This is a genomic window from Pseudomonas sp. H1_D05 (assembly GCF_054682705.1).
In genome coordinates this window covers 3,315,446-3,340,606 of the sequence record NZ_CP162825.1, presented here as the reverse complement: position 1 = coordinate 3,340,606, position 25,161 = coordinate 3,315,446, and the positions used below count along the sequence as shown (strand labels likewise).

The 25,161-nt window shown below is 58.9% G+C and carries 21 protein-coding genes; 11 read left to right on the top strand and 10 right to left on the bottom strand.

What is annotated here, in order from left to right:
* Nucleotides 1-116: 116 nt before the first annotated feature.
* Both AB4O11_RS15035 and pcaR read right to left on the bottom strand, forming a co-directional pair.
* Nucleotides 117-1,463 (bottom strand): 4-hydroxybenzoate transporter PcaK, encoded by a 1,347-nt coding sequence (locus tag AB4O11_RS15035; protein WP_093438668.1) that lies wholly within the window; start codon nt 1,461-1,463, stop codon nt 117-119.
* Between the two features lie 293 nt (nt 1,464-1,756).
* Nucleotides 1,757-2,599, bottom strand: a complete 843-nt coding sequence (gene pcaR, locus AB4O11_RS15030; protein WP_007917109.1) for a pca regulon transcriptional regulator PcaR — start codon at nt 2,597-2,599, stop codon at nt 1,757-1,759.
* 650 nt (nt 2,600-3,249) lie between these two features.
* Between pcaR and AB4O11_RS15025 the strand changes: the two genes are divergently transcribed.
* Both AB4O11_RS15025 and AB4O11_RS15020 read left to right on the top strand, forming a co-directional pair.
* Nucleotides 3,250-3,450, top strand: a complete 201-nt coding sequence (locus AB4O11_RS15025) for a hypothetical protein (protein ID WP_008080067.1) — start codon at nt 3,250-3,252, stop codon at nt 3,448-3,450.
* 374 nt (nt 3,451-3,824) lie between these two features.
* Nucleotides 3,825-5,300 (top strand): inorganic phosphate transporter, encoded by a 1,476-nt coding sequence (locus tag AB4O11_RS15020; RefSeq protein ID WP_460127326.1) that lies wholly within the window; start codon nt 3,825-3,827, stop codon nt 5,298-5,300.
* 1,264 nt (nt 5,301-6,564) lie between these two features.
* Here AB4O11_RS15020 and ccoM read toward each other — a convergent pair.
* From ccoM to AB4O11_RS15005, 3 genes are all read right to left on the bottom strand, one after another.
* Complete coding sequence (ccoM, locus tag AB4O11_RS15015; protein WP_003222396.1) at nt 6,565-6,678, bottom strand: cytochrome c oxidase subunit CcoM; 114 nt, start codon at nt 6,676-6,678, stop codon at nt 6,565-6,567.
* Nucleotides 6,679-6,823: 145 nt separating this feature from the next.
* Nucleotides 6,824-6,985, bottom strand: a complete 162-nt coding sequence (locus tag AB4O11_RS15010) for a hypothetical protein (RefSeq protein WP_007918490.1) — start codon at nt 6,983-6,985, stop codon at nt 6,824-6,826.
* A 116-nt stretch (nt 6,986-7,101) separates the two neighbouring features.
* Nucleotides 7,102-7,443, bottom strand: a complete 342-nt coding sequence (locus AB4O11_RS15005) for a hypothetical protein (protein WP_003222394.1) — start codon at nt 7,441-7,443, stop codon at nt 7,102-7,104.
* Nucleotides 7,444-7,695: 252 nt separating this feature from the next.
* Here AB4O11_RS15005 and rapA point away from each other — a divergent pair, with 252 nt between their 5' ends.
* Nucleotides 7,696-10,542 (top strand): RNA polymerase-associated protein RapA, encoded by a 2,847-nt coding sequence (rapA, locus tag AB4O11_RS15000; protein WP_414926570.1) that lies wholly within the window; start codon nt 7,696-7,698, stop codon nt 10,540-10,542.
* Nucleotides 10,543-10,705: 163 nt separating this feature from the next.
* On the opposite strand, the gene AB4O11_RS14995 is transcribed toward rapA, so the two are convergent.
* Entirely contained in the window at nt 10,706-12,055 is a 1,350-nt protein-coding gene (locus tag AB4O11_RS14995) for a spinster family MFS transporter (RefSeq protein ID WP_460127325.1), read from the bottom strand.
* Nucleotides 12,056-12,356: 301 nt separating this feature from the next.
* On the opposite strand from AB4O11_RS14995, the gene AB4O11_RS14990 reads away from it, so the two are divergent.
* Both AB4O11_RS14990 and AB4O11_RS14985 read left to right on the top strand, forming a co-directional pair.
* A complete protein-coding gene (locus AB4O11_RS14990; protein WP_034155003.1) occupies nt 12,357-12,725 on the top strand; it encodes a YkgJ family cysteine cluster protein in 369 nt (122 codons plus the stop codon).
* A gap of 149 nt (nt 12,726-12,874) precedes the next feature.
* Nucleotides 12,875-15,157, top strand: a complete 2,283-nt coding sequence (locus AB4O11_RS14985; protein ID WP_093438682.1) for a putative bifunctional diguanylate cyclase/phosphodiesterase — start codon at nt 12,875-12,877, stop codon at nt 15,155-15,157.
* Here the strand turns inward: AB4O11_RS14985 and AB4O11_RS14980 are convergent.
* Nucleotides 15,048-15,944, bottom strand: coding sequence for an NAD(P)-dependent oxidoreductase (locus AB4O11_RS14980; RefSeq protein ID WP_460127324.1), 897 nt, complete (start codon nt 15,942-15,944; stop codon nt 15,048-15,050). The genes AB4O11_RS14985 and AB4O11_RS14980 overlap by 110 nt on opposite strands.
* Before the next feature lie 194 nt (nt 15,945-16,138).
* On the opposite strand from AB4O11_RS14980, the gene AB4O11_RS14975 reads away from it, so the two are divergent.
* A complete protein-coding gene (locus AB4O11_RS14975; RefSeq protein WP_093438686.1) occupies nt 16,139-18,337 on the top strand; it encodes a hypothetical protein in 2,199 nt (732 codons plus the stop codon).
* Nucleotides 18,338-18,617: 280 nt separating this feature from the next.
* Here AB4O11_RS14975 and AB4O11_RS14970 read toward each other — a convergent pair whose 3' ends face one another.
* Nucleotides 18,618-18,938 (bottom strand): DUF2288 domain-containing protein, encoded by a 321-nt coding sequence (locus tag AB4O11_RS14970; protein WP_460127322.1) that lies wholly within the window; start codon nt 18,936-18,938, stop codon nt 18,618-18,620.
* Nucleotides 18,939-19,290: 352 nt separating this feature from the next.
* Between AB4O11_RS14970 and AB4O11_RS14965 the strand changes: the two genes are divergently transcribed.
* From AB4O11_RS14965 to AB4O11_RS14945, 5 genes are all read left to right on the top strand, one after another.
* Nucleotides 19,291-20,418 carry a branched-chain amino acid ABC transporter substrate-binding protein gene (locus AB4O11_RS14965; protein ID WP_093438696.1) on the top strand — a complete coding sequence of 376 codons (1,128 nt, stop codon included), beginning with the start codon at nt 19,291-19,293 and terminating at the stop codon, nt 20,416-20,418.
* 231 nt (nt 20,419-20,649) lie between these two features.
* The gene (gene livH, locus AB4O11_RS14960; RefSeq protein WP_007918526.1) at nt 20,650-21,573 is read left to right on the top strand and encodes a high-affinity branched-chain amino acid ABC transporter permease LivH; all 924 of its coding nucleotides are present in this window, start codon (nt 20,650-20,652) and stop codon (nt 21,571-21,573) included.
* A complete protein-coding gene (locus AB4O11_RS14955; protein WP_460127319.1) occupies nt 21,570-22,826 on the top strand; it encodes a high-affinity branched-chain amino acid ABC transporter permease LivM in 1,257 nt (418 codons plus the stop codon). The genes livH and AB4O11_RS14955 overlap by 4 nt, the downstream gene beginning before the upstream one ends.
* Entirely contained in the window at nt 22,823-23,590 is a 768-nt protein-coding gene (gene livG / locus AB4O11_RS14950; protein ID WP_041478028.1) for a high-affinity branched-chain amino acid ABC transporter ATP-binding protein LivG, read from the top strand. Before AB4O11_RS14955 ends, livG begins: the two co-directional genes overlap by 4 nt.
* The gene (locus AB4O11_RS14945; protein WP_008082262.1) at nt 23,591-24,292 is read left to right on the top strand and encodes an ABC transporter ATP-binding protein; all 702 of its coding nucleotides are present in this window, start codon (nt 23,591-23,593) and stop codon (nt 24,290-24,292) included. It begins immediately after the preceding gene.
* Between the two features lie 118 nt (nt 24,293-24,410).
* Here AB4O11_RS14945 and AB4O11_RS14940 read toward each other — a convergent pair whose 3' ends face one another.
* Together AB4O11_RS14940 and AB4O11_RS14935 are read right to left on the bottom strand one after the other, a co-directional pair.
* Nucleotides 24,411-24,677, bottom strand: a complete 267-nt coding sequence (locus AB4O11_RS14940; protein WP_437182479.1) for an acyl carrier protein — start codon at nt 24,675-24,677, stop codon at nt 24,411-24,413.
* Between the two features lie 32 nt (nt 24,678-24,709).
* Nucleotides 24,710-24,961, bottom strand: coding sequence for a hypothetical protein (locus tag AB4O11_RS14935; RefSeq protein WP_093438705.1), 252 nt, complete (start codon nt 24,959-24,961; stop codon nt 24,710-24,712).
* Nucleotides 24,962-25,161 lie beyond the last annotated feature (200 nt).

Here is a 25,161-nt window from a genome sequence, read left to right as displayed (position 1 = left end):
TCGTTCCCACGCTCCGCGTGGGAATGCAGCCCGGGACGCTCCGCGTCCCAAAGCAGACGCAGAGCGTCTATTGAGGCGTTCCCACGCAGAGCGTGGGAACGATCATGCGCTGATACTCAGGTCGCATCCGCATGACTGACCATGCCTTTGATCACCACCGCCGTGGTGGCCAACGCCGCCGGAATCACCAACGCCGTCAACACCTGCTCGAAATTCCAGCCCAGGCCCAGCAACGTTGCGCCCATCCACGCCCCGAGAATCGCGCCAAAGCGGCCGATGCCCAGCATCCACGAGACCCCGGTCGCCCGCCCTTGGGTCGGATAAAACCGCGCCGCCAGCGACGGCATCGCCGATTGCGCGCCGTTCACGCACATCCCCGCCACCAGCACCAAGGTCGCCAGCAAGGTAATGTTGCCCAGGCTCTGCCCGACCGCGTAGGCAAACACCCCGGCCAACAGGTAGAAAATGCCGATGACCTTGTGCGGATTGAAGCGGTCCATCGCCCATCCCACAGCGACCGCGCTCAACACCCCGCCGAACTGGAACAACGCGCCAATAAATGCGGCTTGCTCCATGCTCGCACCGCTGTCACGCATCAGCGTCGGCAACCAACTGGTCAGCAGATAAACAATCACCAGCCCCATGAAGTAGGTTAGCCACAGCAGCAAGGTGCCGGTGCTGTAAGTGCCGGAGAAGATCACCGCGAACACGTTGCGCGCCTTGACGGTTTTCTGTTCCGGTACGCTGAAGCTCGAGGCCTGAGCGACGGTGACCGGGTCGATCGGCGCCAGGGTCTTGCGCACTTTGTCCGTGCCACGATTGCGCACCACCAGATAACGCGCCGACTCCGGCAACCAGAACAGCAGCACCACGGCGAGGATCAGCGGCAGGATCCCGCCGATCAGCAGCAGACTGTGCCAGCCGAACGCCGGAATCAGCTTGGCGGAAATAAACCCGCCACCGGCCATACCGAGGTTGAAACCGCAGAACATGCTGGTTACCAGCAGCGATTTCTTGCGCTCCGGGGTGTATTCCGAGAGCAGTGTGGTGGCATTCGGCATCCCCGCCCCCAGTCCCAGACCGGTCAGGAAGCGCAGCACCAGTAGCTGTTCAACGTTGCTGCTGTACGCCGACGCCAGGCTGAAGGCACCGAACAGAACCACCGCGCCAACGAGTACCACTTTGCGCCCGAAGCGGTCAGCCAAAGGGCCAGAGCCGAGTGCTCCGAAGACCATGCCGATCAGCGCGGCACTCATCACCGGGCCAAGGCTGGCCCGGTCGATGCCCCAATCCTGCGACAGCGCCGGGGCAATAAACCCCATCGCGGCGGTGTCGAGGCCATCGAGAAAGACAATCAGGAAACACAGAATCACCACGCGCCACTGATAGCGCGAGATCGGTTGGGCATTGATGAAGGTCTGCACGTCGAGGCAGTTACCCACAGCGGACTGAGGCTGGTTCATTATTTTTATTCCACGCAAAAAACGCAGTCGAACGGCGGCCGGCCAGAGAGCGGCACGGTCACAAGAATAGAAGGTCTGGATCAGGCGTTGCGGTGAACCCGGCAACAGCGGATGGGGCGGAGACAGTCGGAGAGCATGCGCATGGTGAGTTGCCTCTTGTCATTATTATGGGAGTCGGCAGTCCGGCGGGCTCATTCACATCAGCGCCGGATGACGCTGCCGCGACATTAATGATCCGAGGGTTTTAGCGTCAATTCGATAAACGCAACACTGTGCGTTTATCGAACACTTCATCAGGCAAACAACTGCGCACTGAGGTCGCGACTGGCGCTGAGCAGGCCCGGCAGGAAGCGCTGCTCCAGCTCGGTACGACTGACGCGACCGGCGTGGGTGCTGACGTTGAGCGCTGCCACCACCTGGCCAGACGCGTCGTAGACCGGCACGGCAATCGAACGCAGGCCTTGTTCCAGTTCCTGATCGACGATGCACCAGCCTTGCTGCCGCACTTCCTGCAGGCATTCGAGCAACGCGTCGGGGGTGTGAATCGTGCGGCTGGTCTTGGCGACCAATTCGGCGTGATCGAGGTATTCACGCAGCGAGGTGTCATCAAGTGCTGCCAGCAGAATCCGCCCCATCGACGTGCAATACGCTGGCAGGCGACCGCCCACCGACAGGTCCACCGAAATCAGCCGCTGAGTGGTCGCCGAGCGGGCGATGTAGAGAATGTCGTCGCCCTCCAGCGTGGCCATGTTGCAGGCTTCGTGCAGTTGTTCGCTCATGCGGTCGAGGTACGGCTGAGCGGACACTGCCAACGGCGTCGACGACAGATAGGCGTGGCCAAGTGTCAGCACTTTGGGCAGCAAGGAATAGGTGCGTCCGTCAGTGGTGGCATAGCCAAGTTTGATTAGCGTATGCAGGCAACGACGCACGGCGGCGCGGGGAATCTCGGTGCGGTGGCTGATTTGGGCGATAGTCAGATGGCGCTTGCGCTCCTGAAACGCCTGCACCACCGCCAGACCACGAGCCAGCGAAGTCATGAAGTCCGGATCACCGGTCAGCGCCTGGATACGTTTGGCCGGCGAGGCGACGATCGGCGGCGCCACAGAGGTGAAGGAGTTGCGCATTTGATCGTTCATTTCTTGTCCTTTTATCCGGCACGGATCAATGGGCTATAGAAGCGGCTCGCCGACAAATGCACAAGCGTCGGGCTGCAAGATTGGGCGATTATCGAACCGTCGACCGATAATCGCAATCAGCTGTTGGGATGGCGTCTAGCTATTTATAGGGCAAGCCAAACTTTGCGATTATCAGAATCACAGCTTTAGTTGTCCGACTAAATGGCGCCAAAAACAGATCACCCACCCAATAAGGGCCAACACGCACTTCAACTAGTAACAAAAGTTGCGAGTCACAAAACAATCACACATCCGGAACCGTTTTTAACTTGGCAAAGATAGTCATTCCTGAATCGACCGCTATAATGCAGCTCAGTGGCACCTCGTTTTTAATCGCGGAGGTCGTCACCCGCTGCGGCGATGTCCATCGCCAACAGCCCGGCCAGCGCCTGACGCGAATCACTCATGCAACGCCTGCGCTCGCTGAAACAGGAAACTGATGCTGCGTCAGTTTTTATCTGGTGCCGTAGCCGCCTGTAACACGGAAGTCTTGATCGCCCCACCGTTTACACCAATGCCTGTCCGGGCGTTGAACTCGCGGTGGCTCCGTTCAACCGATTCGTTGCAGTGCGTTTCACCAGACACTTAACTCAACTCATACAGGTAGCACTGTGACGAAAGACGAACTGCGCGCGGAACTTGAGCGCCAGGAACAACGTTACAAGGAAGTTTACGGCGGGGAAGTCACCACCTACGCCGCTCAGCCCGAACCGGAACGCAAAGCATGGCGTAAACGCCCTACCGTTCAGGATCAGGTCTTCAAGCAGGAAATCGAAAAGATCGAAAAGGAACTCAAAGCCGAAGAGCCTTGAGCGACGTTTTTCGGATCTTCTGAAGGTTTGCGTCCACACCGGTTACAAGCGCGGTGGAACGACGATGCCTTGCGCGCCCGCTACCCGCGGGCAGCGGCTATCACCTGGTCTGGCTGACTGAGGGCGGGCGTCCTACAGGTTTCAGAGATATTTCAGACAAGCGTTTGAGACGTCTGCGCATCGGTAAATCCGCTTGTGAAAAGAGCTTTTTATCAAGCAAATCAATCACTTGTAAAACCATGCGGCACGCTTGGTTTTCATGCGCTGCAACAAATTAAATGGAAGAAGTGTGTAACCGATGAGCAGGTAGGGGATCGATTTCCAGTCTTTTCTGGCATAATCGCGCCCCCTTACGACCGGGTCAGAAAACCTTCATGATCGATTTATTCAGCGGACTGGATGCTTGGGTGCTTGTGAGCCTCTTGCTCGCCCTGACGTTTGTCCTCGCCTTCGAGTTCATCAATGGATTTCATGACACCGCTAACGCGGTAGCCACTGTTATCTACACCAAAGCCATGCCGCCCCACCTGGCGGTCTTCTTCTCCGGTGTGTTCAATTTCCTCGGCGTGCTGCTGGGCGGCGTTGGCGTGGCGTATGCCATTGTCCATTTGCTGCCGGTTGAGCTGCTGATCAATGTGAACACCGGCCATGGCCTGGCGATGGTGTTCTCGTTGCTCGCCGCGGCAATCGCCTGGAACCTGGGCACCTGGTACTTCGGTATCCCGGCTTCCAGCTCGCACACCCTGATCGGCTCGATCCTCGGTGTCGGCCTGGCCAACGCCCTGATCAACGACATTCCGTTGGCCGACGGCGTGAACTGGCAAAAAGCGATCGACATCGGCGCCTCGCTGGTGTTCTCGCCAATGGCCGGCTTCCTGATCGCCGCGCTGATCCTGATCGGCCTGAAGTGGTGGCGTCCGCTGTCGAAGATGCACAAGACACCGGAACAACGCCGCAAGATCGACGACAAGAAGCATCCACCGTTCTGGAACCGTCTGGTTCTGGTGATTTCGGCGATGGCCGTGAGCTTCGTGCACGGCTCCAACGATGGCCAGAAAGGCATCGGCCTGATCATGCTGGTGCTGATCGGTATCGTGCCTGCGCAGTTCGTTCTCGACCTGAACAGCACCACCTATCAGATCGAACGCACTCGCGACGCGACCCTGCACCTGAGCCAGTTCTACCAGCGCAACGCCGATTCGCTGGGTGAATTCCCGGCCTTGGGCAAGAGCGTGGAAGGCGACCTGCCGGAGAAATTCCGCTGCAACCCGCAGCAGACCGAACCGACCATCAGCGCCCTGCTGCACACGCTTAAAGGCGTAGCGGACTACCATTCGCTGTCGTCCGACAGCCGCATCGAAGTGCGTCGTTACCTGCTCTGCCTGGACGACACCGCGAAGAAGGTTGGCAAGCTGCCTGGCCTGGAAGCCCGTGAAAAGGCTGACCTCGACAAGCTGCGCAAAGACCTGACCACCACCACCGAATACGCCCCGTTCTGGGTGATTCTGGCGGTCGCACTGGCTCTGGGCCTGGGCACCATGGTTGGCTGGAAACGCGTGGTGCTGACCATCGGTGAGAAGATCGGCAAGCAGGGCATGACCTATTCCCAGGGCATGTCGGCGCAGATCACTACTGCCAGCTTGATCGGTATGGCCAATATTTTCAGCCTGCCGGTGTCGACCACTCACGTTCTGTCTTCGGGCGTGGCGGGCACCATGGTCGCCAACAAGAGCGGCCTGCAGGGTGGCACGGTTCGCACCATTCTGTTGGCTTGGGTGTTGACCTTGCCGGCGACGGTTGCGCTGTCGGCCGGGTTGTTCTGGCTGGCGTCGAAGGCGCTGGGTAGTTGATAGATAGCGGTACTTGAGAAAGGCGCGATTCGAGAGGATCGCGCCTTTTTTTGTGTTTGGGGTTTTGGGATTGGGGGCATATCCGTTGCTGCGGGTGCTGCCGCTGGCGGTTTCGCTCTTACAGCGACTCACTTTTCCAGACGCCGAAAAGTAAGCAAAAGGCTTTGCCCCGGCGTACGGCACTTCGCTGAGGCTCAGTGTTCCCTCGCTACGGTGTCCATCCGGGGGCATCGCCTACGGTTTGCTTCGCTGCACCTCCTCTCGATGTATGCGGCTACGCCGCACGGCGCTACGCGCCTACCCCCGGATGAACACCTACGCTCGGCCTGCCGATGGGGCAAAAGATCAAGAGCCGAAGCTAGATCACAAGCCAGATCACAAGCCAGATCACAAGCCCCTCACCCTAGCCCTCTCCCGGAGGGAGAGGGGACTGATCGAGGTGTTTGGGCGAAGTACGCCGACGTGAAATACCGAGCCGAACTCAGATTATGAAACAGATCAAAAGCCCCTCACCCTAGCCCTCCCGAAACGTCGGACCGCCCGTAGGGAGAGGGGACTGACCGTGGTGTTTGGCAGAGCTACGCCGACGTGCGATACCGTGTTGAACTCAGGTTTTGAAACAGATCAAAAGCCCCTCACCCTGGCCCTCCCGAAACGTCGGACCGCCCGTAGGGAGAGGGGACTGATCGAGGTGTTTGGGGGAGGTACGCCGACGTGCGGTACCGCGTCGAACTCAGGCTTTGAAAAGCACACAAATCGGCCCCTCTCCCACCGGGAGAGAGCTGGGGTGAGGAGCGAATCCAACACAAACCCAAAGCCGAACACCCGCTTTTCACCACTCAATAGGCCGAGTGTCAGCTCGCCTGCTCTTGATCTTGATCTGTAAAGCGACGTCGGAAGGCTGAGTGGAGGGATTGATCCGGGCGTGGGAGCGCAGCGACCGTTTGGCGAAGCCAAACACAGCGAGAGGAGGTGCAGCGAAGCAAACCGTAGACGCTGCGCCCGGATCGATCCCGCAGCGAAGGAACCCCGAGCCCCAGCGAGCGGGCCGCACGTAGGAGCAAGCGTTTTTTGCTTACTTTTTTTGGCGTTTGAAAAAAAGTGAGTCGCCGTAAGGGCGAAACCCTAAGCAGCCGTTACCGCAGCAACGGATATTCACAAAGCCCACCCACAACTTGGTCGGCCCAAAGGCCGCCAAGACACAAAAAAAAGGGGCAACCGAAGTCGCCCCAAAATGCCTTGCGTGCTCATCAATCCAGAAGAATCACTTCTTGCGCTTATTCGCATCCTTCCAGATAAAAAATCCAAACCCTGCAAAAAACAGAACCATCAGCCCTACAGTCAGGACCCCGGCAAACACCACGTTATCGAAAAACATGACTGGCCTCCTGGCCCCTGCTCTGCTGCGATGGGACTAAGTTACCAAACACACAGGCGCACAAATTGACCGGGATCAATACCAGCAACGAAGGAGGATAAAGGAGGGAAATTAAATGACCTGCATCAACGGATGCAGGGGGAGATCAACGCTTTTTCGGCTTGTTTTTCGACTTTTTCTTGGCTTTTCCCAGCGGCATAGCCTGTTCGAACGCTTGGCGCACCTCGTTCAGGCGCTTCTCTTTAATGTCATGCACACGCTTGGCGCGCTCAGTGCTGAGGTCAATCAGTTTGTCGTCTTGGCTCATGGCGTCAGTACATCACTTGAAAGAATCACAACTGCCACATCAGCGGCAGGACTGCGCCAATAATGCAGCCTCAGACGCGCGCTGACCAGCCGGCGCGCCCCACGCGGTACAGCGACTCAAATCTCGATATCGACCCACAAGCCCTGACGCGGCTGATCTTCCATCAGCGGCACCACCGGCACGGTATTGTCGGCATTCAGTTCGGTACCGGGCACCGCCAGGTGTTCTTCCGGGTCTTCGTCGGCTTCGCGACGGCGTCGATCACGCTCCTGCTGACGGCGTTGTTCTTCACGCGCCAGCAGACGATCCTCTTCCGGATCGCGCTTTTGCAGATCGATCGTGCTTTCGTTGGAGCTTTCCTGCACCGGCACCACCGGAGGAATGTCCGGCCGCTGGCGGATCGGATCCTGCTGGGAAGTGATCGGCACAGCGCTCAGAGGGAGCATCGGTGGCAACATATAAAGGGTCTCCTGTCTGCAGGCTATCGGCTGCGGCAAAGGCGCCTTGAGCCACTGGTCGAAAATCTGTGACGCACTTGGCACGTGCAGGAGCTGCCGAAGGCTGCGATCTTCATCAGACAGCTCAAACCTCAAGGGTTCTCAAAGATCAAAAGATCGCAGCCTACGGCAGCGCCTACGCCAGTAATCTTTGGCCCTGAAGCCTGCATTCCGTTAAGATAGCCCGCTTTTTCAAGGTGGGAGTCAGGCAGCATGGCGCAGCAGTATCAACCGGGGCAACGCTGGATCAGTGACAGCGAAGCAGAGCTTGGTTTAGGCACCGTTCTGGCACAGGACGGCCGCTTGTTGACCGTGCTTTACCCGGCCACTGGCGAAACCCGCCAGTACGCGCTACGGAATGCGCCCCTGACCCGCGTGCGGTTCTCGCCGGGTGACAGCATCACCCACTTCGAAGGCTGGAAAATGACCGTGCAACAAGTCGACGACGTCGACGGGCTGATGGTCTATCACGGTCTCAACGGGCAGAACGAAGCCGTCACCCTGCCGGAAACCCAGCTGTCGAACTTCATTCAGTTCCGTCTGGCCAGCGACCGTCTGTTCGCCGGCCAGATCGATCCGCTGGCGTGGTTCTCGCTGCGTTACAACACCCTCGAACACACCAGCCGCCAGCTGCAATCGTCGCTCTGGGGCCTGGGTGGCGTTCGCGCTCAGCCAATCGCGCACCAATTGCACATTGCTCGCGAAGTCGCCGACCGTATCGCGCCGCGCGTATTGCTGGCGGACGAAGTGGGTCTGGGTAAAACCATCGAAGCCGGTCTGGTGATCCATCGCCAACTGCTCTCGGGCCGCGCCAACCGCGTGCTGATCCTCGTCCCGGAAAACCTCCAGCACCAGTGGCTGGTTGAAATGCGCCGCCGCTTCAACCTGCAAGTTGCGCTGTTCGACGAAGAACGGTTCATCGAAAGCGATGCCGCCAACCCGTTCGAAGACACGCAACTGGCGCTGGTTGCGCTGGAGTGGCTGGTCGACGACGAGAAGGCCCAGGACGCACTGTTCGCGGCCGGTTGGGATTTGCTGGTGGTCGACGAAGCCCACCACCTGGTCTGGCACGAAGAGAAAGCCAGCGCGGAATATTCGCTGGTCGAGCAACTCGCCGAAGTCATTCCGGGCGTGCTGCTGCTCACCGCCACCCCGGAACAACTCGGCCAGGACAGCCACTTCGCCCGTCTGCGCCTGCTCGACCCGAACCGTTTCCATGACCTGGCTGCCTTCCGCGCCGAGAGCGAGAACTATCGCCCGGTGGCCGAAGCCGTGCAGGAACTGCTCGACAAGGGCCGTCTCTCGGCCAAAGCGCACAAAACCATTCAGGGTTTCCTCGGCAACGAAGGCGAAGCCCTGCTGACCGCGGTCAACGATGGCGACAGCGAAGCCAGCGCGCGCCTCGTGCGTGAACTGCTCGATCGCCACGGCACCGGCCGCGTGCTGTTCCGTAATACCCGCGCCGCCGTGCAGGGTTTCCCGGAGCGCAAACTGCACCCGTACCCGCTGCCATGCCCGGACGAATACCTCGAACTGCCGCTGGGCGAACACGCCGAGCTGTACCCGGAGGTCAGCTTCCAGGCCCAGCCGGACGCCAGCGAAGAAGAGCGCTGGTGGAAATTCGACCCGCGTGTCGAGTGGCTGATCGATCAGCTGAAAATGCTCAAGCGCACCAAGGTGCTGGTGATCTGCGCCCACGCCGAAACCGCGATGGATCTGGAAGACGCCTTGCGCGTGCGTTCCGGCATCCCGGCCACGGTGTTCCACGAAGGCATGAACATCCTTGAGCGTGACCGCGCCGCCGCCTACTTCGCCGACGAAGAATTCGGCGCACAAGTGCTGATCTGCTCGGAAATCGGCAGTGAAGGTCGCAACTTCCAGTTCGCGCACCACCTGGTGCTGTTCGATCTGCCGTCGCACCCGGACCTGCTCGAGCAGCGTATCGGTCGTCTCGACCGGATCGGCCAGAAACACATCATCGAACTGCACGTGCCGTACCTGGAAACCAGCCCGCAAGAGCGCCTGTTCCAGTGGTACCACGAAGCGCTCAACGCGTTCCTCAACACCTGCCCGACTGGCAACGCCTTGCAGCACCAGTTCGGCCCGCGCCTGCTGCCGCTGCTCGAAGAAGCCGACGACAGCGAGTGGCAAGCCCTGATCGACGAAGCACGCACCGAGCGCGAGCGTCTCGAAGCCGAACTGCACACCGGTCGCGACCGTCTGCTGGAGCTGAACTCCGGCGGTGCCGGCGAAGGTGAAGCGCTGGTCGAGGCCATCCTTGAGCAAGACGATCAGTTTGCCCTGCCGATCTACATGGAAACCCTGTTCGACGCGTTCGGCATCGACAGCGAAGACCATTCGGAAAACGCCCTGATCCTCAAGCCGAGCGAAAAAATGCTCGACGCCAGTTTCCCGCTGGGCGACGACGAAGGCGTGACCATCACCTACGACCGCAACCAGGCGCTGTCGCGCGAAGACATGCAGTTCATCACCTGGGAACACCCGATGGTGCAGGGCGGCATGGATCTGGTGCTGTCCGGTTCGATGGGCAACACCGCTGTCGCGTTGATCAAGAACAAGGCGTTGAAACCGGGCACCGTACTGCTGGAACTGCTCTACGTCAGCGAAGTGGTCGCGCCGCGTTCGCTGCAACTGGGTCGTTACCTGCCGCCGGCCGCCCTGCGCTGCCTGCTCGACGCCAACGGCAACGACCTGTCGCCACGGGTATCGTTCGAAACACTGAACGATCAGCTGGAAAGCGTGCCGCGTGCCAGCGCTAACAAGTTCATCCAGGCCCAGCGTGATCAGTTGACGCCACGGATCAACGCCGGTGAAGACAAGATCGCCCCGCGTCACGCCGAGCGTGTAGCCGAGGCCCGTCGCCGTCTGGCGGCCGACACCGACGAAGAACTGGCGCGCCTGACCGCGTTGCAAGCGGTCAACCCGACCGTACGTGACAGCGAACTGGATGCGTTGCGCACGCAACGTGAGCAGGGTCTGGCGATGCTGGATAAAGCGGCGTTGCGCCTGGAAGCGATTCGGGTGTTGGTGGCGGGTTAAACCGCCCTGCTCCAGCGCTGAAAACAACAAGGCCCGCAGTGATGCGGGCCTTTTTGTTTGTCTGTTATTTGTTAGTTGATGCTGATGGCCCCTTCGCGAGCAAGCTCGCTCCCACAATTTGGAATGCGTTCCCCTGTAGGAGTGAGCCTGCTCGCGATAGCGGTTATGCAGTCGCCGCAGCCACTTGCGGCTCAACCACCGCCACCAACCCCGCCTTCATCCGCTGCGCATCGCGCACAAAACACCGCGCCGCCAGAAACAGAAACACCATGGTCAAAAACAGCGCCACCGGAATCAGGTACATCGCATCATGCAGCCCGACTGCCTTGAACGCTTCGGTCATCTGCTCCGCCCCAGCCGCCAGCATCGCGGTATGCGCGAAATGATCCGACAAGCCCCCTACCACCACCGGTCCAAGACCGCCGCCCAGCAGATACAACCCGGCGAAGAACAACGCCATCGCCGTCGCTCGCAGGCGCGGTTCGACCACGTCCTGAATCGCCGTATAAACGCAGGTGTAGAAGTTGTAGGCGAACAGCCAGCCGACACTGAACACCGCGACAAACACGCCAATCTCGATCCGCCCGGAATGCAGCGCCCACGCCGTGCACAAGGTCGAGATAATCAGACTGAACGCCGCAAACAGCAGCCGCCCGTTGGCCACACGCTGGTGAATCTTGTCGGCAATCCAGCCGCCCAGGGTCAAGCCGACCAGCCCGGTCACGCCAACGATAACTCCGGTGGCCACCGCCGCTTCCTGCAACGGCATGAGGAAATAGCGTTGCAGCATCGGCACCAGAAACGAGTTACAGGCATACGTGGCAAAGTTGAAGCACAACCCGGCCATCACCAGCCAGAGAAAAGTCGGCACTGCGAGAATCCGCCGGATCGGCTTGTCGACCTTTTCTTGCGAAACCTGCACGGTTTCCGCCGCCCCGCGCTTTGGCTCTTTAATGAAGAACATGAAAATCGCCAGGATCAGCCCTGGTACTGCGGCAATAAAGAACGGCGCACGCCAGCTGTCGAACGCCTTGACCATCGCCCCGATGGTGAAAAACGCCAACAACAGCCCTAACGGCAAACCGAGCATGAAAATGCCCATCGCCCGCGCCCGCCGATGAGCCGGAAACAAATCACCGATCAGCGAATTGGCCGCCGGCGCATAACTGGCTTCACCGATGCCGATGCCCATGCGCACGATCAGGAAGCTCCAGAAACTGCCGACCAGGCCATTGACTGCCGTCAGCGCACTCCACGTCGCCAGGCCCCAGCCCATCAGCTTGCTGCGCGAACCGGTATCGGCCATCCGCCCCAGCGGCAGTCCGGCAATCGCGTAAACAATGGTGAATGCGGTACCGACGATGCCCAGTTGAAAGTCACTGAGGTGCCATTCCATGCGGATCGGCTCGATGATGATCGCCGGAATGGTGCGGTCGAAAAAGTTGAACAGGTTGGCGAGGAACAGCAGGAACAGAATGCGCCAGGCATTCGCCGCTTGGGTCGAGTTCTGCATGGGTCCGTCTCTTTATTGTTATAGGGCTTCACTGCCACCGCATCCGAGCCCGGAACCTGCAATCTAGTCAGCCGCGCAAAGGCTGTCTGTGATCATTCGTCTGCCTGATATCGGCCCATGGCACTGTAACGAAACGTAAGCCCTTGATAAGCCTGAAATCCCCCGAAAACCGGGGCTTTTGCGGCAAAACCTTGCCACAAAAAAATAGTTTCCTGCCCCCCTTCCCAAGTCTGCGGCAAAGCCTAGAATGGCCGCCGGATCCGTCCGGATCTCCCGATCAATCCCTTTGATACCCTCGCCCATGTCTGAAGTCAGTCCGTGTCTGAATTGCGGTGCCTGCTGTTCCCATTTTCGCGTGTCTTTCTTTTGGGGTGAGTGCGCATCTTCCGGCGGCACGGTGCCTGATGAACTGGTCACACAGATCAGCCCCAGCCGGGTGGCGATGAACGGCACCGACTGCAAATCGCCGCGTTGCACGGCGTTGGTCGGTGAAGTCGGCAGCGAGGTGAAGTGCTCGATTTATGAACTGCGCTCCAGCCCCTGCCGCGAATTCGAGTCGTCATGGGAAAACGGCGAGCAGAATGTCGATTGCGATAAGGCCCGCGCGCGTTTCGGCTTGCCGCCCCTGCAACCCGATTGGGCGCAAATCCCTTTCGAACAGATCGCTTAAGCTTTTAGCGCCAATCGCTATGACGCTAATGCCAAAATCATTAGCGCCAATGTGCCACTACCGCTTGCACGCCGAAATCGGCCTCTATACTCCTGACATTCAACTGCGTTCAACGCGCACTCGGGACGACTTCAGAGACGGGGCATGCTATGGAGTGGCTTGGTTTGCAGTTTGTTGCCGAGCTGCCGGAGAGCGGGCAGGTCATCCTCGATTGCAGTCACAACCCTCTCCTGGTGATGGTTGCGTATCTGGTCGCCTGCGCAGCCAGTTTCGCCACCCTGGATATGGCTGAGCGCGTTGTAAATGCCGAAGATCCGGGATCGCGGCGGAGCTGGCGCTGGATCGGCGCGACCTGCCTGGCCGGCGGCATCTGGGCCATGCATTTTATCGGCATGCTGGCTTTCCAGACACCGATCGACATTCAGTACGACCTTGGCATCACCCTTTTCTCGTTGCTGATCGCCCTGCTCGCCTCTTGGCTGGCCATGCAAACTTTGAGCGAAGCGCAGCCGAGTGCGTTGCATTGCTTGAAAACCGCGTTTGTCATCGGCCTGGGCATCGCCGGCATGCATTACGTTGGCATGGCGGCGATGAAGTCGAGCGCCACCGCCTACTATCAGCCAGGACTGTTCGCGCTGTCTGTGGCGATCGCCATCGGCGCCAGTTTCGCCGCGCTGTGGGTGGCCCGCTATCTGAGCGAAGGCAGCGGCGTGGCGCATCATTTGCTCAAGTACGGCGCTGCGCTGATTCTCGGCGCCGGCATCATCAGCATGCATTTCACCGGCATGGCTGCGCTGGATCTGGTTCTTCCCGAGGGAGGCCTGATAGCGAGCGGCGGCGATAACGGGCATCTGCAACTGGGCCTGACCGTGGCGCTGATCATCCTGCTGATCCTTGGCAGTGCGATCAGTGCGGCGCTGGCCGACAAGAAACTGCAGAACAAAGAAGAGGACCTGCGCCGCGTCAACGCCCTGCTCAGCCAGCTCGATCAGGCGCGCATGTCGCTGCAACAAGCGGCCAACTACGACGCACTGACCAACCTGATCAACCGGCGCGGTTTCAACCAGATCTTCGCCGAGAAACTCAGCCAGAAAACCAGCGAAGGCGGCATGCTCGCGGTGATGTTTCTCGACATCGACCACTTCAAACGGATCAACGACAGCCTCGGCCATGACGCCGGTGACGAACTGCTCAAAGTCATCGCCCAGCACATCAAAGGCTCGGTGCGCAGCCATGAAGACGTGGTCGCGCGTTTCGGCGGCGACGAGTTCTGCATCCTAATCAATCTGCGTGACCGCGAAGAAGCCCGCAACATGGCCCAGCGCATCATGCTCAAGATGAAGGAGCCGATCGAACTGGCCGGACGCCGCATGGTGATGACCACCAGCATCGGCATCAGTCTGTTTCCGGAGGATGGCAGCACCTGCGAAGAATTGCTCAAACACGCAGATCTGGCGCTGTATCAATCCAAAGGCGCGGGGCGCAACGGCCTGCATTTTTTCAGTTCCAACCTCAAGACCCGCGCCAGCTTCGAGCTGCAACTGGAAGAAGAATTGCGCCACGCCTTGCGCGAAGAAAACGGCCTGACGCTGTATTACCAACCAATCTTCGAACTGAAGACCGGCCGCGTCACCAAGCTTGAAGCACTGATCCGCTGGCAGCATCCACTGCACGGGTTGCTGACCCCGGATCGCTTTATCTCCATCGCTGAAAATAACGGCCTGATTGCCGAGCTGGATAATTGGGTGCTGCGCCGGGCCTGCAAGGATCTGGGCGAACTCTCGCGGCATGGCTGCGAAGAACTGAAAATTGCCTGGAACTGCTCACCGCTCAACCTCGCCCGGGAAGAACTGGCCACGGAAATCGAAAGCGCATTACGCACCGCCGGGGTGGCGCCGGGACGGCTGGAACTGGAAGTCACCGAAAACGCGTTGATGGGCAACATTGCCAACACCCTGGTATTGCTGAGACAGATCCGCGCGCTTGGCGTCTCACTGTCGATCGACGACTTCGGCACCGGTTATTCCTCGCTGGCCTACCTCAAACGCCTGCCGCTCAACACCCTGAAAATCGACCGCTCGTTTATCCTCGACATTCCCACGGCGACCGCCGACATGGAGATCGTCCAGGCGATCATCGTCATGGCCCACACTCTGCACTTGCAGGTGGTGACCGAAGGCGTCGAAAGTCTGGAGCAGTACGAATTCCTTGAACGCTCGGGCTGCGATTTCATCCAGGGTTACCTGCTCAGTCGCCCCGTGCCGCTGGACGAGTTGCGCCCGGTGCTGGAAGAAATCAATCAGCGCAAGCATTCACACACGGTCAATCCGCTGATTCTGGCGCGCGGTACATTTGCACCAGTGTCGCTGGATCCTGCGCCAAATAGCCTTGCGCCCCATGCAGGCGCATCAGTTGTGCGGCCAATCCGCTGATCGGCGTCGCCGAACCCTGTTCGCGGGAGAATTTGACGGCGGTGTCGAGATCCTTGAGCAATGTGCGCACGTGCCATTTGATCGGTTCGAAACGGCTGTCAGCCATTTGCGGGGCGAGGATCTGCAGCGGTTTCGAATCGGCAAAACCGCCGGCCAGCGCTTCAGCGATCAGGCTCGCGTCGACTCCAGCCTGTTCGGCAAGTGCCACCACTTCAGCGATGACCAAAGCATTGCAGGCGACGATCATCTGATTGCAGGCCTTGGTCACCTGCCCTGCGCCAATTCCGCCCATGTGCGTGACGCGCTGACCGAGATTGAGCAACACCGAGCGCACCCGCTCAAGATCCGCAGCGTTACCACCGACCATGATTGCCAGACTGCCCGCCTCGGCACCGACCACGCCGCCGGACACCGGTGAATCCAGCCAGGCCATGCCGGTTTTCTCCGCCAGTTCTGTGGCCATCTCGCGCGTGGCGGTCGGCTCAAGGCTGGAAAAGTCCACCAGCAACTGGCCGTTTTTCGCGCCTTCGGCGATACCTTCAGCACCAAAAACCACCTGGCGAACCACCGCCGTGTCGGCCAGACACAGCATCACCACGTCGGCGTGTTCGCACAGTTCAGCGGGGCTCGCTACCTGTCGCGCGCCGGCTTCGACCAATGGCGCGCACTTGGCCGGGTTGCGGTTCCACACGGTCAGCGGATAACCCGCCGCCAACAGACGCCGGCACATGGGCAGGCCCATCAGACCGATTCCGGCGAACCCCAACGAAGGTAGCGTTGACATCATTTTGCCTCTTTTCGATTAAAGATCGCCGAATAATGGCCGATTCATCAACGATCAGGAAAGGATTCCCCCCAGCGACAGTCAGGCCAAAAACCTGATGCTCGGGCTCAATTCGCGCACAAAGACGCGAGATCTTATTCCGTGAGGTTCGCAGGCAAAAGCCCGCGAGCCAACCCAGTCCAGGTATATGGCGCACAATGACTTCTAAAAACAATCCCGCCACTGCGGTATCCGATCTGACTTTGAGCCCCGCCGCCAACAGCCCGTCACCGTCGAAGCCATTGCTGCCGTCGCGCCCGCTGTCGACTCAGCAATACCTGTACTTCACCGAAACCAATACCGACCGCATCCTCGACAACCTCGACGGTTTGCGTGATCTGGTGTTCCCGCGCCCGCCGCACCTGGAAGGCGATAACGAACAGCACAACGATCAGGAATTCCCGTCGGTGTGCCTGATCGGCCTCGGTCGCTGCGGCTCCAACATCGCGCTCGATGTCGCGGAGCTGGTGTACAACGCGCGCAAGTTTTACCTCAACGAATTCAACAACGAAGACCGCGCGGCAGATCGGCGTCTGGCCGACAAGGGTTACAGCCCGGCCCAGTGGATCAAGAACAACCTGCGCATCGGCCCGAACAAATCGACCAAACCGGTGTTCCTGGTCGAACCGCTGGTGATGCTCGGCGACCTCGACAAGGACATCGCCGGGCGCATCCGTTTCTCGCGCAAGGGCGAGAAAAGCGGCTTCCTGCGCGACTACAGCAAAATGAAGATCATGGACTTGTCCGAAGTCCACGCCGGTGGCGCCGGTAACGCGCCGATCCTCGGCCAGTACCTGGCGAAGATCATCCTCAACAAGGACACCCAGCGTTTCTCCAGCCCTGACTGGAAAATGATCCATTCGTACCTGATCGACAGCTGCGGCATCAAGGCCAACCAGTCGCGCCTGTATTTCTCGATCTTCAGTGCCGGCGGCGGTACCGGTTCCGGCATGGCCTCGGAATTCGGCCTGGCGCAGCAGCACTCGTACATGAACAAGACGTTCGACACCAAGCCGATGGATGAGCATGACGGCAAGAGCGGGCATTCGTTCGTGTTCGAACCGATATTCACCAGCGGCATCTGCGTGCTGCCGAACATTTCCGATCACCGCAGCGAAATGTCCGAGGCGCTGCACATCAACGCCGGTCGCCTGCTGTGCAAATATCTTTCGGAAGAGTGGGATTTCTCCTACAACTTCGCCAATGAAGACAGCAGCGAAGCCAGCGTCATGGGCCGTATCCGCCCTTGGAACGCGATGATGCTGATCTCCAACGACATCATGCGTTACGCCGAAGAAAGCGATGACGGCAACATCCAGAACATTGATGTCAATGCGATGGAGAAGCACGCCAATCAATACATCTCGCAGCAGATCTTCAACATTCTGACAGCGCAGGCCGTCACCACGGACTACGACCAGAACTACTTCCGCCGCGCCGGCATCGACATCGGCGAAACCATTCGCCTCGACGCCAACGACCTGTTCATGAGTCTGGCTGGCCCGGTGGCAATTGCCTACGCCGAATCGGTGGTGCCGGAAACCCCGCCGCCGAGCAGCGACAAGTTCAAAGTGTTCGACAAAGAGCCGCAGCGCCTGAACATCGACGACCTGTTCTTCCGCTCGATCGACCTGCCGCACTTCAACAAAGTCACCCAGGCGATTGAAGGCATCAGCCTGTTGCCGATCGAGTCCAAGCGTTATCGCGCTTCGCTGGAGCAGTACAAGAATTCCGGCTACGACGCTGCCGCGCTGCACGACCTGCACTTCTTCAAGAACTGCTCGTCGGTGGTCTCGATTGTCTCGTTGCCGAAAGACTACAAGCTGTCGTACATGGACCTGAACCGGTTGAAGACTCACCTCAACAGCCTGTTCCCGAATACCACGCTCAAGCGTTACGCGCTGGTGATCGGCGCCTCGGCCAACCTCTCGCTGACCACGTTGATCGCCAAGAGCCCGTGCCTGTCGGATGACTTCCTGACCTTGATCGTGGCGTTCATCAAGCGCTGCTTCGCGAAGAACCCGTACCGTTTCGACGAGACCCTGGACAACTCGATCCTCGATTTCATCATCAACGAAGAGTTCGACGAAGACCGCATCGACGACCTGCTCAACGAATTCGAGAACCCGGCGAAGATCCTCGACACTAACTGGTACGCGATAAAACCGATGTACGAGAAGAAGTACCGCGAGTTGATCAACGACAAAGAGAAGTTTGTCTCGATCAACGACATTCGTTTGTCGCGTGATTGCGTGAAGAAGTCGATCAAGTACCTGCGCGAGATTTACCGTCACCGGATTGGCAAGACCAAGGTTATTTCCCTCAATAACCATACCGGCAAATCATTCACGGTCTGATCCACGACCGAGTCGCCCCCTTCGCGAGCAAGCTCGCTCCCACATTTGGAATGCGTTCCCCTGTGGGCGCGAGCTTGCTCGCGAAGGGGTCAGCCGATTCCCTGAAGAATCCAGCCTTTCCAATATCCAGAAACAATTAAGCAGCCGTTAGGCTGCTCACTAAACTGTTCCCGTTACGTTTACGTCACCGTGAGCCCGCCCGCGCTTGTGGCGTTTCTCTACGGCAACGTGCCATCACGCTACTCCGCTACACACTTTTCGCTGATGACCGTTCGCACCATCAAGGTGCGGCAGCAGAAGTGCCCGCCCTTTCCTGGATCATAATCCACGGCGAAACCACCACCGCCCACAACGACGGATCACGCTCGAAAAGATCCAGCGCCCGCGTTTCAGAGAGCTTGGCGACCTTGTCTTCGGCCAGCCAGGCAGCCACTTTCTCGCCATCATCCGACGCCACGGCCTCGGCAGCGGCGATCAAATCCAGCGCAGGGTCGACCCACAATAGGGCACCCTTGGCGAAGAACGGCTCCAACTCTTTCCAGGTAATAGATGCGGTTTCACCAAGCAGCTTGGCATAGAGGGTGCTAGGTTCTTGACTCATGGGTGCTGTCCGGAAAAGAAATCGACGCGAATAATAACGTCGGTGGTCCGTCAGCAAAACCCGGTTGCAAATGGCTGCACCGAACGAAAAGAGCAGGAACGCCAGGGAATGCTGCTGATTGGGATATATGCCCACGAACGCCCCGCCGCAATTCTGTCTTTTTCATTCAAAAATGCGACACCCCGAAGTTTTGCCCCTCGGCGCCCGCTTCCCAGGCTGACAACCGGCGCTCTACACTGTACCGGTACAGTTGCCGGGGGCATTTCCGGAGGGTATCGCAAAGATATCTGACCCGGTTCTGCTGCTACGGCGCCAGAACTCAAAAAAATTACAACAGTAAGAGTGGAGCACTATGACTAAGGCTACTAAGCAGATTTCCAAACTGTTTGCCGCTATGGTTCTGGCCGGGGTTGCCAGCCATTCGTTCGCAGCTGACACCATCAAAATCGGTATCGCCGGTCCTAAAACCGGTCCTGTAGCCCAGTACGGCGACATGCAGTTCAGTGGCGCGAAAATGGCCATCGAGCAAATCAACGCCAAGGGCGGCGTCGACGGCAAGAAGCTCGAAGCCGTTGAATACGACGATGCCTGCGATCCGAAACAAGCGGTAGCGGTCGCGAACAAGGTCGTCAACGACGGCGTCAAGTTCGTGGTTGGTCACCTGTGCTCCAGCTCCACTCAACCGGCTTCGGACATCTACGAAGACGAAGGCGTGATCATGATCACCCCGGCTGCTACCAGCCCGGACATCACCGCCCGTGGTTACAAAATGATCTTCCGCACCATCGGTCTCGACAGCGCCCAGGGCCCTGCCGCCGGTAACTACATTGCAGATCACGTCAAACCGAAAATCGTTGGCGTGCTGCACGACAAACAGCAGTACGGTGAAGGCATCGCCACCGCCGTGAAATCGACCCTTGAGAAGAAAGGCACCAAGGTTGCCGTGTTCGAAGGCGTCAACGCCGGCGACAAAGACTTCTCGGCGATCATCGCCAAACTCAAACAAGCCAACGTCGACTTCGTTTACTACGGCGGCTACCACCCGGAGCTGGGTCTGATTCTGCGTCAAGCCCAGGAAAAAGGCCTGAAAGCCAAGTTCATGGGTCCGGAAGGCGTGGGTAACGACTCGATCACCCAGATCGCCAAAGACGCGGCCGAAGGCCTGCTGGTGACCCTGCCGAAATCCTTCGACCAGGATCCAGCCAACATTGCCCTGGCCGATGCTTTCAAGGCGAAGAAAGAAGACCCGAGCGGCCCGTTCGTGTTCCCTTCCTACTCGGCGGTTGAAGTGATTGCCGAAGGCATCAAGGCAGCCAAGTCCGAAGACGCGGCGAAAGTGGCTGAAGCCATTCACGCCGGCACCTTCAAGACGCCTACTGGCGACCTGAGTTTCGACGCCAAGGGCGACTTGAAAGACTTCAAATTCGTGGTCTACGAGTGGCACAACGGCAAGCCGAAAACCGAAGTGTCGCCTCAGTAAGGCGCTGCCTGACTGACTGCCAATAAAGCCCACGGCGTGCCGTGGGCTTTGTTTTACGAATGTATTGGGCCGCGCTGGCGTGATCCGCCAGTCTCCCCACCTGAAAATCTCAAAACCGTCATCAGCGGTTCGCTGGCAAAACCCGGATTCGAAGTGGATAAAGATCCACGGGGCCGGGCGGGAAAATGACTCCACCAGTGAAATGCGTATCAGGTTTTTAGGAGCGCTGTAATGCCTGACATCTATCACTTCTTCCAACAGCTGGTTAACGGCCTGAACGTTGGCAGCATGTATGCCCTGATCGCCATCGGCTACACGATGGTTTACGGCATCATTGGAATGATCAACTTCGCCCACGGCGAGGTGTACATGATCGGTTCCTACGTGGCGTTCATCGCCATCGCCGGGCTGACCATGATGGGACTCGACAGTGTCCCGCTGTTGATGACCGCAGCGTTTATCGCCAGCATCGTCGTCACCAGTTCCTACGGTTACAGCATCGAACGCATTGCCTACCGCCCGTTGCGCGGCAGCAACCGTCTGATCCCGCTGATTTCCGCGATCGGTATGTCGATCTTCCTGCAGAACACCGTTCTGCTGGCGCAAGACTCCAAGGACAAAGCTATCCCCAACCTGATTCCGGGCAACATTGCCTTCGGCCCAGGTGGCGCACAAGAAGTGCTGATTTCCTACATGCAGATCGTGGTGTTCGTGGTGACCCTGATCGCCATGCTCGGCCTGACCCTGTTCATCTCCCGCTCTCGCCTGGGTCGCGCCTGCCGCGCCTGCGCCGAAGACATCAAGATGGCCAACCTGCTCGGCATCAACACCAACAACATCATTGCCCTGACCTTCGTCATCGGTGCCGCGCTGGCGGCCGTTGCGGCTGTGCTGCTGAGCATGCAGTACGGCGTAATCAACCCGAACGCCGGTTTCCTCGTCGGCCTCAAAGCCTTCACCGCAGCGGTACTGGGCGGTATAGGCAGCATCCCCGGCGCCATGCTCGGCGGGCTGGTGCTTGGGGTGGCGGAAGCCTTTGGTGCCGATATCTTCGGCGACCAGTACAAGGACGTCGTGGCTTTCGGCTTGTTGGTTCTGGTGCTGTTGTTCCGTCCGACCGGCATTCTGGGCCGTCCGGAGGTTGAGAAAGTATGACTAGGAATCTTAAACAGGCGCTGTTCAGCGCTTTGCTGGTGTGGGCCGTGGCCTACCCGGTACTCGGTCTGAAACTGACCATCGTCGGCATCAACCTGGAAGTGCACAACACCAGCCCGGCCGTGCTGGCGACCATCGCCATCTGCTCGGTACTGATGTTCCTGCGCGTGCTGTTCAATCAGCAGATCAGCAAGGCCTGGCGATCCTCGCCGGGCTTGCCGCTGATTCCGGCCAAGGCCAGCAACTTCCTGACTCTGCCGACCACCCAGCGCTATTTCATCATTGCGCTGATTCTGGTGGCGCTGGTGTGGCCGTTCTTCGGCTCGCGTGGCGCGGTGGACATCGCGACGCTGATCCTGATCTACGTGATGCTCGGCCTCGGCCTGAACATCGTCGTCGGTCTGGCCGGTCTGCTTGACCTCGGTTACGTCGGCTTCTACGCCGTCGGCGCCTACAGCTACGCGCTGTTGTCGCACTACTACGGCATGAGCTTCTGGATCTGCCTGCCGATTGCCGGCCTGATGGCGGCGACGTTCGGTTTCCTGCTGGGCTTCCCGGTGTTGCGTTTGCGCGGTGACTATCTGGCGATCGTAACCCTCGGCTTCGGCGAGATCATCCGTCTGTTCCTGCGTAACCTGACCGACATCACCGGCGGTCCGAACGGCATCAGCAACATCGAGAAACCGACGTTCTTCGGTCTGACCTTCGAACGCAAAGCTGCGGAAGGCATGCAAACCTTCCACGAGTATTTCGGCCTGCAATACAACTCGATCAACAAGGTGATCTTCCTCTACCTCGTTGCCCTGTTGCTGGCGCTGGCGGCGCTGTTCGTCATCAACCGCCTGCTGCGCATGCCGATCGGCCGTGCGTGGGAAGCGCTGCGTGAAGACGAAATCGCCTGCCGTGCGCTGGGGCTGAATCCGACGATCATCAAGCTGTCCGCCTTCACCCTCGGCGCTGCGTTCGCCGGTTTCGCCGGTAGCTTCTTCGCTGCACGTCAGGGTCTGGTGACGCCGGAGTCGTTCACCTTCATCGAGTCGGCGATCATCCTCGCCATCGTCGTACTGGGTGGCATGGGCTCGCAACTGGGCGTGATTCTCGCGGCCGTGGTGATGATCCTGTTGCCGGAAATGATGCGTGAGTTCAGCGAGTACCGGATGTTGATGTTCGGCGCCCTGATGGTGTTGATGATGATCTGGCGTCCACAAGGTCTGCTGCCGATGCAACGCCCACACATGGAGTTGCGAAAATGAGCCGCGAGATTCTTAAAGTCGAAAACCTGAGCATGCGCTTCGGCGGCTTGCTGGCGGTCAACGGTGTGGCCCTGACCGTCAAAGAGAAACAGGTGGTTGCATTGATCGGGCCGAACGGCGCGGGCAAGACCACTGTGTTCAACTGCCTGACCGGTTTCTATCAGCCCACCGGCGGCAGCATCCTGCTGGACGGCGAGCCGATCCAAGGCCTGCCGGGCCACAAGATCGCCCTCAAAGGCGTGGTGCGCACCTTCCAGAACGTGCGCTTGTTCAAGGACATGACGGCGGTCGAAAACCTGTTGATCGCCCAGCACCGTCACCTGAACACCAACTTCCTGGCCGGTCTGTTCAAGACCCCGGCGTTTCGCAAAAGCGAGCGCGAGGCCATGGAATTTGCCGAGTACTGGCTGGAAAAGGTCAACCTCAAAGAGTTCGCCAACCGTACCGCCGGCACCCTGGCCTACGGTCAGCAACGGCGTCTGGAAATCGCTCGCTGCATGATGACCCGTCCACGGATCCTCATGCTCGACGAACCGGCGGCCGGTCTGAACCCGAAGGAAACCGAAGACCTCAAGGCGCTGATCGGCGTGCTGCGCGAAGAGCACAACGTCACCGTGCTGCTGATCGAACACGACATGAAACTGGTCATGAGCATTTCCGACCACATCGTCGTGATCAACCAGGGCACGCCTCTGGCCGACGGCACACCGGAACAGATCCGCGACAATCCTGAAGTGATCAAAGCCTACCTGGGGGAAGCGTAAATGCTGCAGTTCGAAAACGTTTCCACCTTCTACGGCAAGATCCAGGCCCTGCACAGCGTCAACGTCGAAGTCCGTCAGGGCGAGATCGTGACCCTGATCGGCGCCAACGGTGCCGGCAAGTCCACGCTGCTGATGACGCTCTGCGGTTCACCGCAAGCGCACAGCGGCAGCATCCGCTACATGGGTGAGGAACTGGTCGGCCAGGACTCGTCGCAGATCATGCGCAAGAGCATCGCGGTGGTGCCGGAAGGTCGTCGGGTATTCGCCCGTCTGACCGTTGAAGAAAACCTCTCCATGGGCGGCTTCTTCACCGACAAGGGCGACTACCAGGAACAAATGGACAAGGTCCTCGGCCTGTTCCCGCGCCTGAAAGAACGCTTCAACCAGCGCGGCGGCACCATGTCCGGCGGCGAACAGCAAATGCTCGCCATCGGCCGTGCGCTGATGAGCAAGCCAAAACTGCTGCTGCTTGACGAGCCGTCGCTGGGCCTGGCACCGATCATCATCCAGCAGATTTTCGACATCATCGAAATGCTGCGCAAGGATGGTGTGACGGTGTTCCTGGTCGAGCAGAACGCCAACCAGGCGCTGAAAATCGCTGACCGCGCCTACGTTCTGGAGAACGGCCGCGTGGTCATGCAAGGCACCGGTGAAGCGCTGCTGACCGACCCGAAAGTACGCGAGGCGTACCTCGGCGGTTGATGTGTTTCAGCCAACAAAAAACGGCCTTCGGGCCGTTTTTTTGTGCTTGGCATTCCCCTGTGAGCAGCAACCCTCGGCGGTTCCCCACAGGGCATAACAGGTTGCCGTATTGTACTGATCATTGATTTGCTTTTAGATAACGTACAACAATAACGATCGCGTCCTGCACCGTTGTAAAAGTTTCGGCTACAGAGTCTTCGATCGACACACCAAACTCTTCCCCCAACAGGTTCACCAATTCCACCCGGCCCACTGGGTCCATCCCCAGATCGCCGACAAAGCTGCTTTCATTTTTGACTTGGTCCTCATCGATTCTCAAATGATCAGCAACTAACGCTCTAACACGTTGCTCTAAATCGTCCATTTCCAACACCTCACTTTTCATTGACTGTTCCTGCCGCGAGGAAACATCCCGAATCAGGGGGCAACTCTTGAGCCCAGCGTCTGATTCGCAGAAATAACGCCCGTCGCCTGCAGCAAATCACTCACCGCGTGCAAGACACCAAAATCTTCAAGAGTGGCTTTTTTATTCAGAATGCGACGCAGGCAAAAATAGATCTGCAGTTCACCAAATGCAGCGCCGTCATTAACAACCTTTTCATCCAGGATGATGTTGGCCTTCTCGTCGATCCTGGCTTGCACGAGCTTTTTCAATTCGGACAAATTCATGGTCTTTCTCCCTGATGTGTACCGCCACAAGCCCAATATACTCAGTCGAAAAACCCTGCCAACTGTCAGAAATGACAGTTTTTAATAACCGTTCACGATAACCATTATTCAATTCCCTCGGGCTATCTCTGCTCCCACCGGCGACGTGCGTTGGTTCTTTTGGAAAAGATTTGAGCGTTGCTGTAACGCATCGCAGTGAG

Excerpts from the sequence above, each read along its gene's own strand:
- AB4O11_RS15035 (WP_093438668.1), bottom strand. The coding sequence starts at position 1,463 with ATGAACCAGCCTCAGTCCGCTGTGGGTAACTGCCTCGACGTGCAGACC.
- pcaR (WP_007917109.1), bottom strand. The coding sequence starts at position 2,599 with ATGAACGATCAAATGCGCAACTCCTTCACCTCTGTGGCGCCGCCGATC.
- AB4O11_RS15020 (WP_460127326.1), top strand. The coding sequence starts at position 3,825 with ATGATCGATTTATTCAGCGGACTGGATGCTTGGGTGCTTGTGAGCCTC.
- ccoM (WP_003222396.1), bottom strand. The coding sequence starts at position 6,678 with ATGTTTTTCGATAACGTGGTGTTTGCCGGGGTCCTGACTGTAGGGCTG.
- AB4O11_RS15010 (WP_007918490.1), bottom strand. The coding sequence starts at position 6,985 with ATGAGCCAAGACGACAAACTGATTGACCTCAGCACTGAGCGCGCCAAG.
- AB4O11_RS15005 (WP_003222394.1), bottom strand. The coding sequence starts at position 7,443 with ATGTTGCCACCGATGCTCCCTCTGAGCGCTGTGCCGATCACTTCCCAG.
- rapA (WP_414926570.1), top strand. The coding sequence starts at position 7,696 with ATGGCGCAGCAGTATCAACCGGGGCAACGCTGGATCAGTGACAGCGAA.
- AB4O11_RS14995 (WP_460127325.1), bottom strand. The coding sequence starts at position 12,055 with ATGCAGAACTCGACCCAAGCGGCGAATGCCTGGCGCATTCTGTTCCTG.
- AB4O11_RS14990 (WP_034155003.1), top strand. The coding sequence starts at position 12,357 with ATGTCTGAAGTCAGTCCGTGTCTGAATTGCGGTGCCTGCTGTTCCCAT.
- AB4O11_RS14985 (WP_093438682.1), top strand. The coding sequence starts at position 12,875 with ATGGAGTGGCTTGGTTTGCAGTTTGTTGCCGAGCTGCCGGAGAGCGGG.
- AB4O11_RS14980 (WP_460127324.1), bottom strand. The coding sequence starts at position 15,944 with ATGATGTCAACGCTACCTTCGTTGGGGTTCGCCGGAATCGGTCTGATG.
- AB4O11_RS14975 (WP_093438686.1), top strand. The coding sequence starts at position 16,139 with ATGACTTCTAAAAACAATCCCGCCACTGCGGTATCCGATCTGACTTTG.
- AB4O11_RS14970 (WP_460127322.1), bottom strand. The coding sequence starts at position 18,938 with ATGAGTCAAGAACCTAGCACCCTCTATGCCAAGCTGCTTGGTGAAACC.
- AB4O11_RS14965 (WP_093438696.1), top strand. The coding sequence starts at position 19,291 with ATGACTAAGGCTACTAAGCAGATTTCCAAACTGTTTGCCGCTATGGTT.
- livH (WP_007918526.1), top strand. The coding sequence starts at position 20,650 with ATGCCTGACATCTATCACTTCTTCCAACAGCTGGTTAACGGCCTGAAC.
- AB4O11_RS14955 (WP_460127319.1), top strand. The coding sequence starts at position 21,570 with ATGACTAGGAATCTTAAACAGGCGCTGTTCAGCGCTTTGCTGGTGTGG.
- livG (WP_041478028.1), top strand. The coding sequence starts at position 22,823 with ATGAGCCGCGAGATTCTTAAAGTCGAAAACCTGAGCATGCGCTTCGGC.
- AB4O11_RS14945 (WP_008082262.1), top strand. The coding sequence starts at position 23,591 with ATGCTGCAGTTCGAAAACGTTTCCACCTTCTACGGCAAGATCCAGGCC.
- AB4O11_RS14940 (WP_437182479.1), bottom strand. The coding sequence starts at position 24,677 with ATGAAAAGTGAGGTGTTGGAAATGGACGATTTAGAGCAACGTGTTAGA.
- AB4O11_RS14935 (WP_093438705.1), bottom strand. The coding sequence starts at position 24,961 with ATGAATTTGTCCGAATTGAAAAAGCTCGTGCAAGCCAGGATCGACGAG.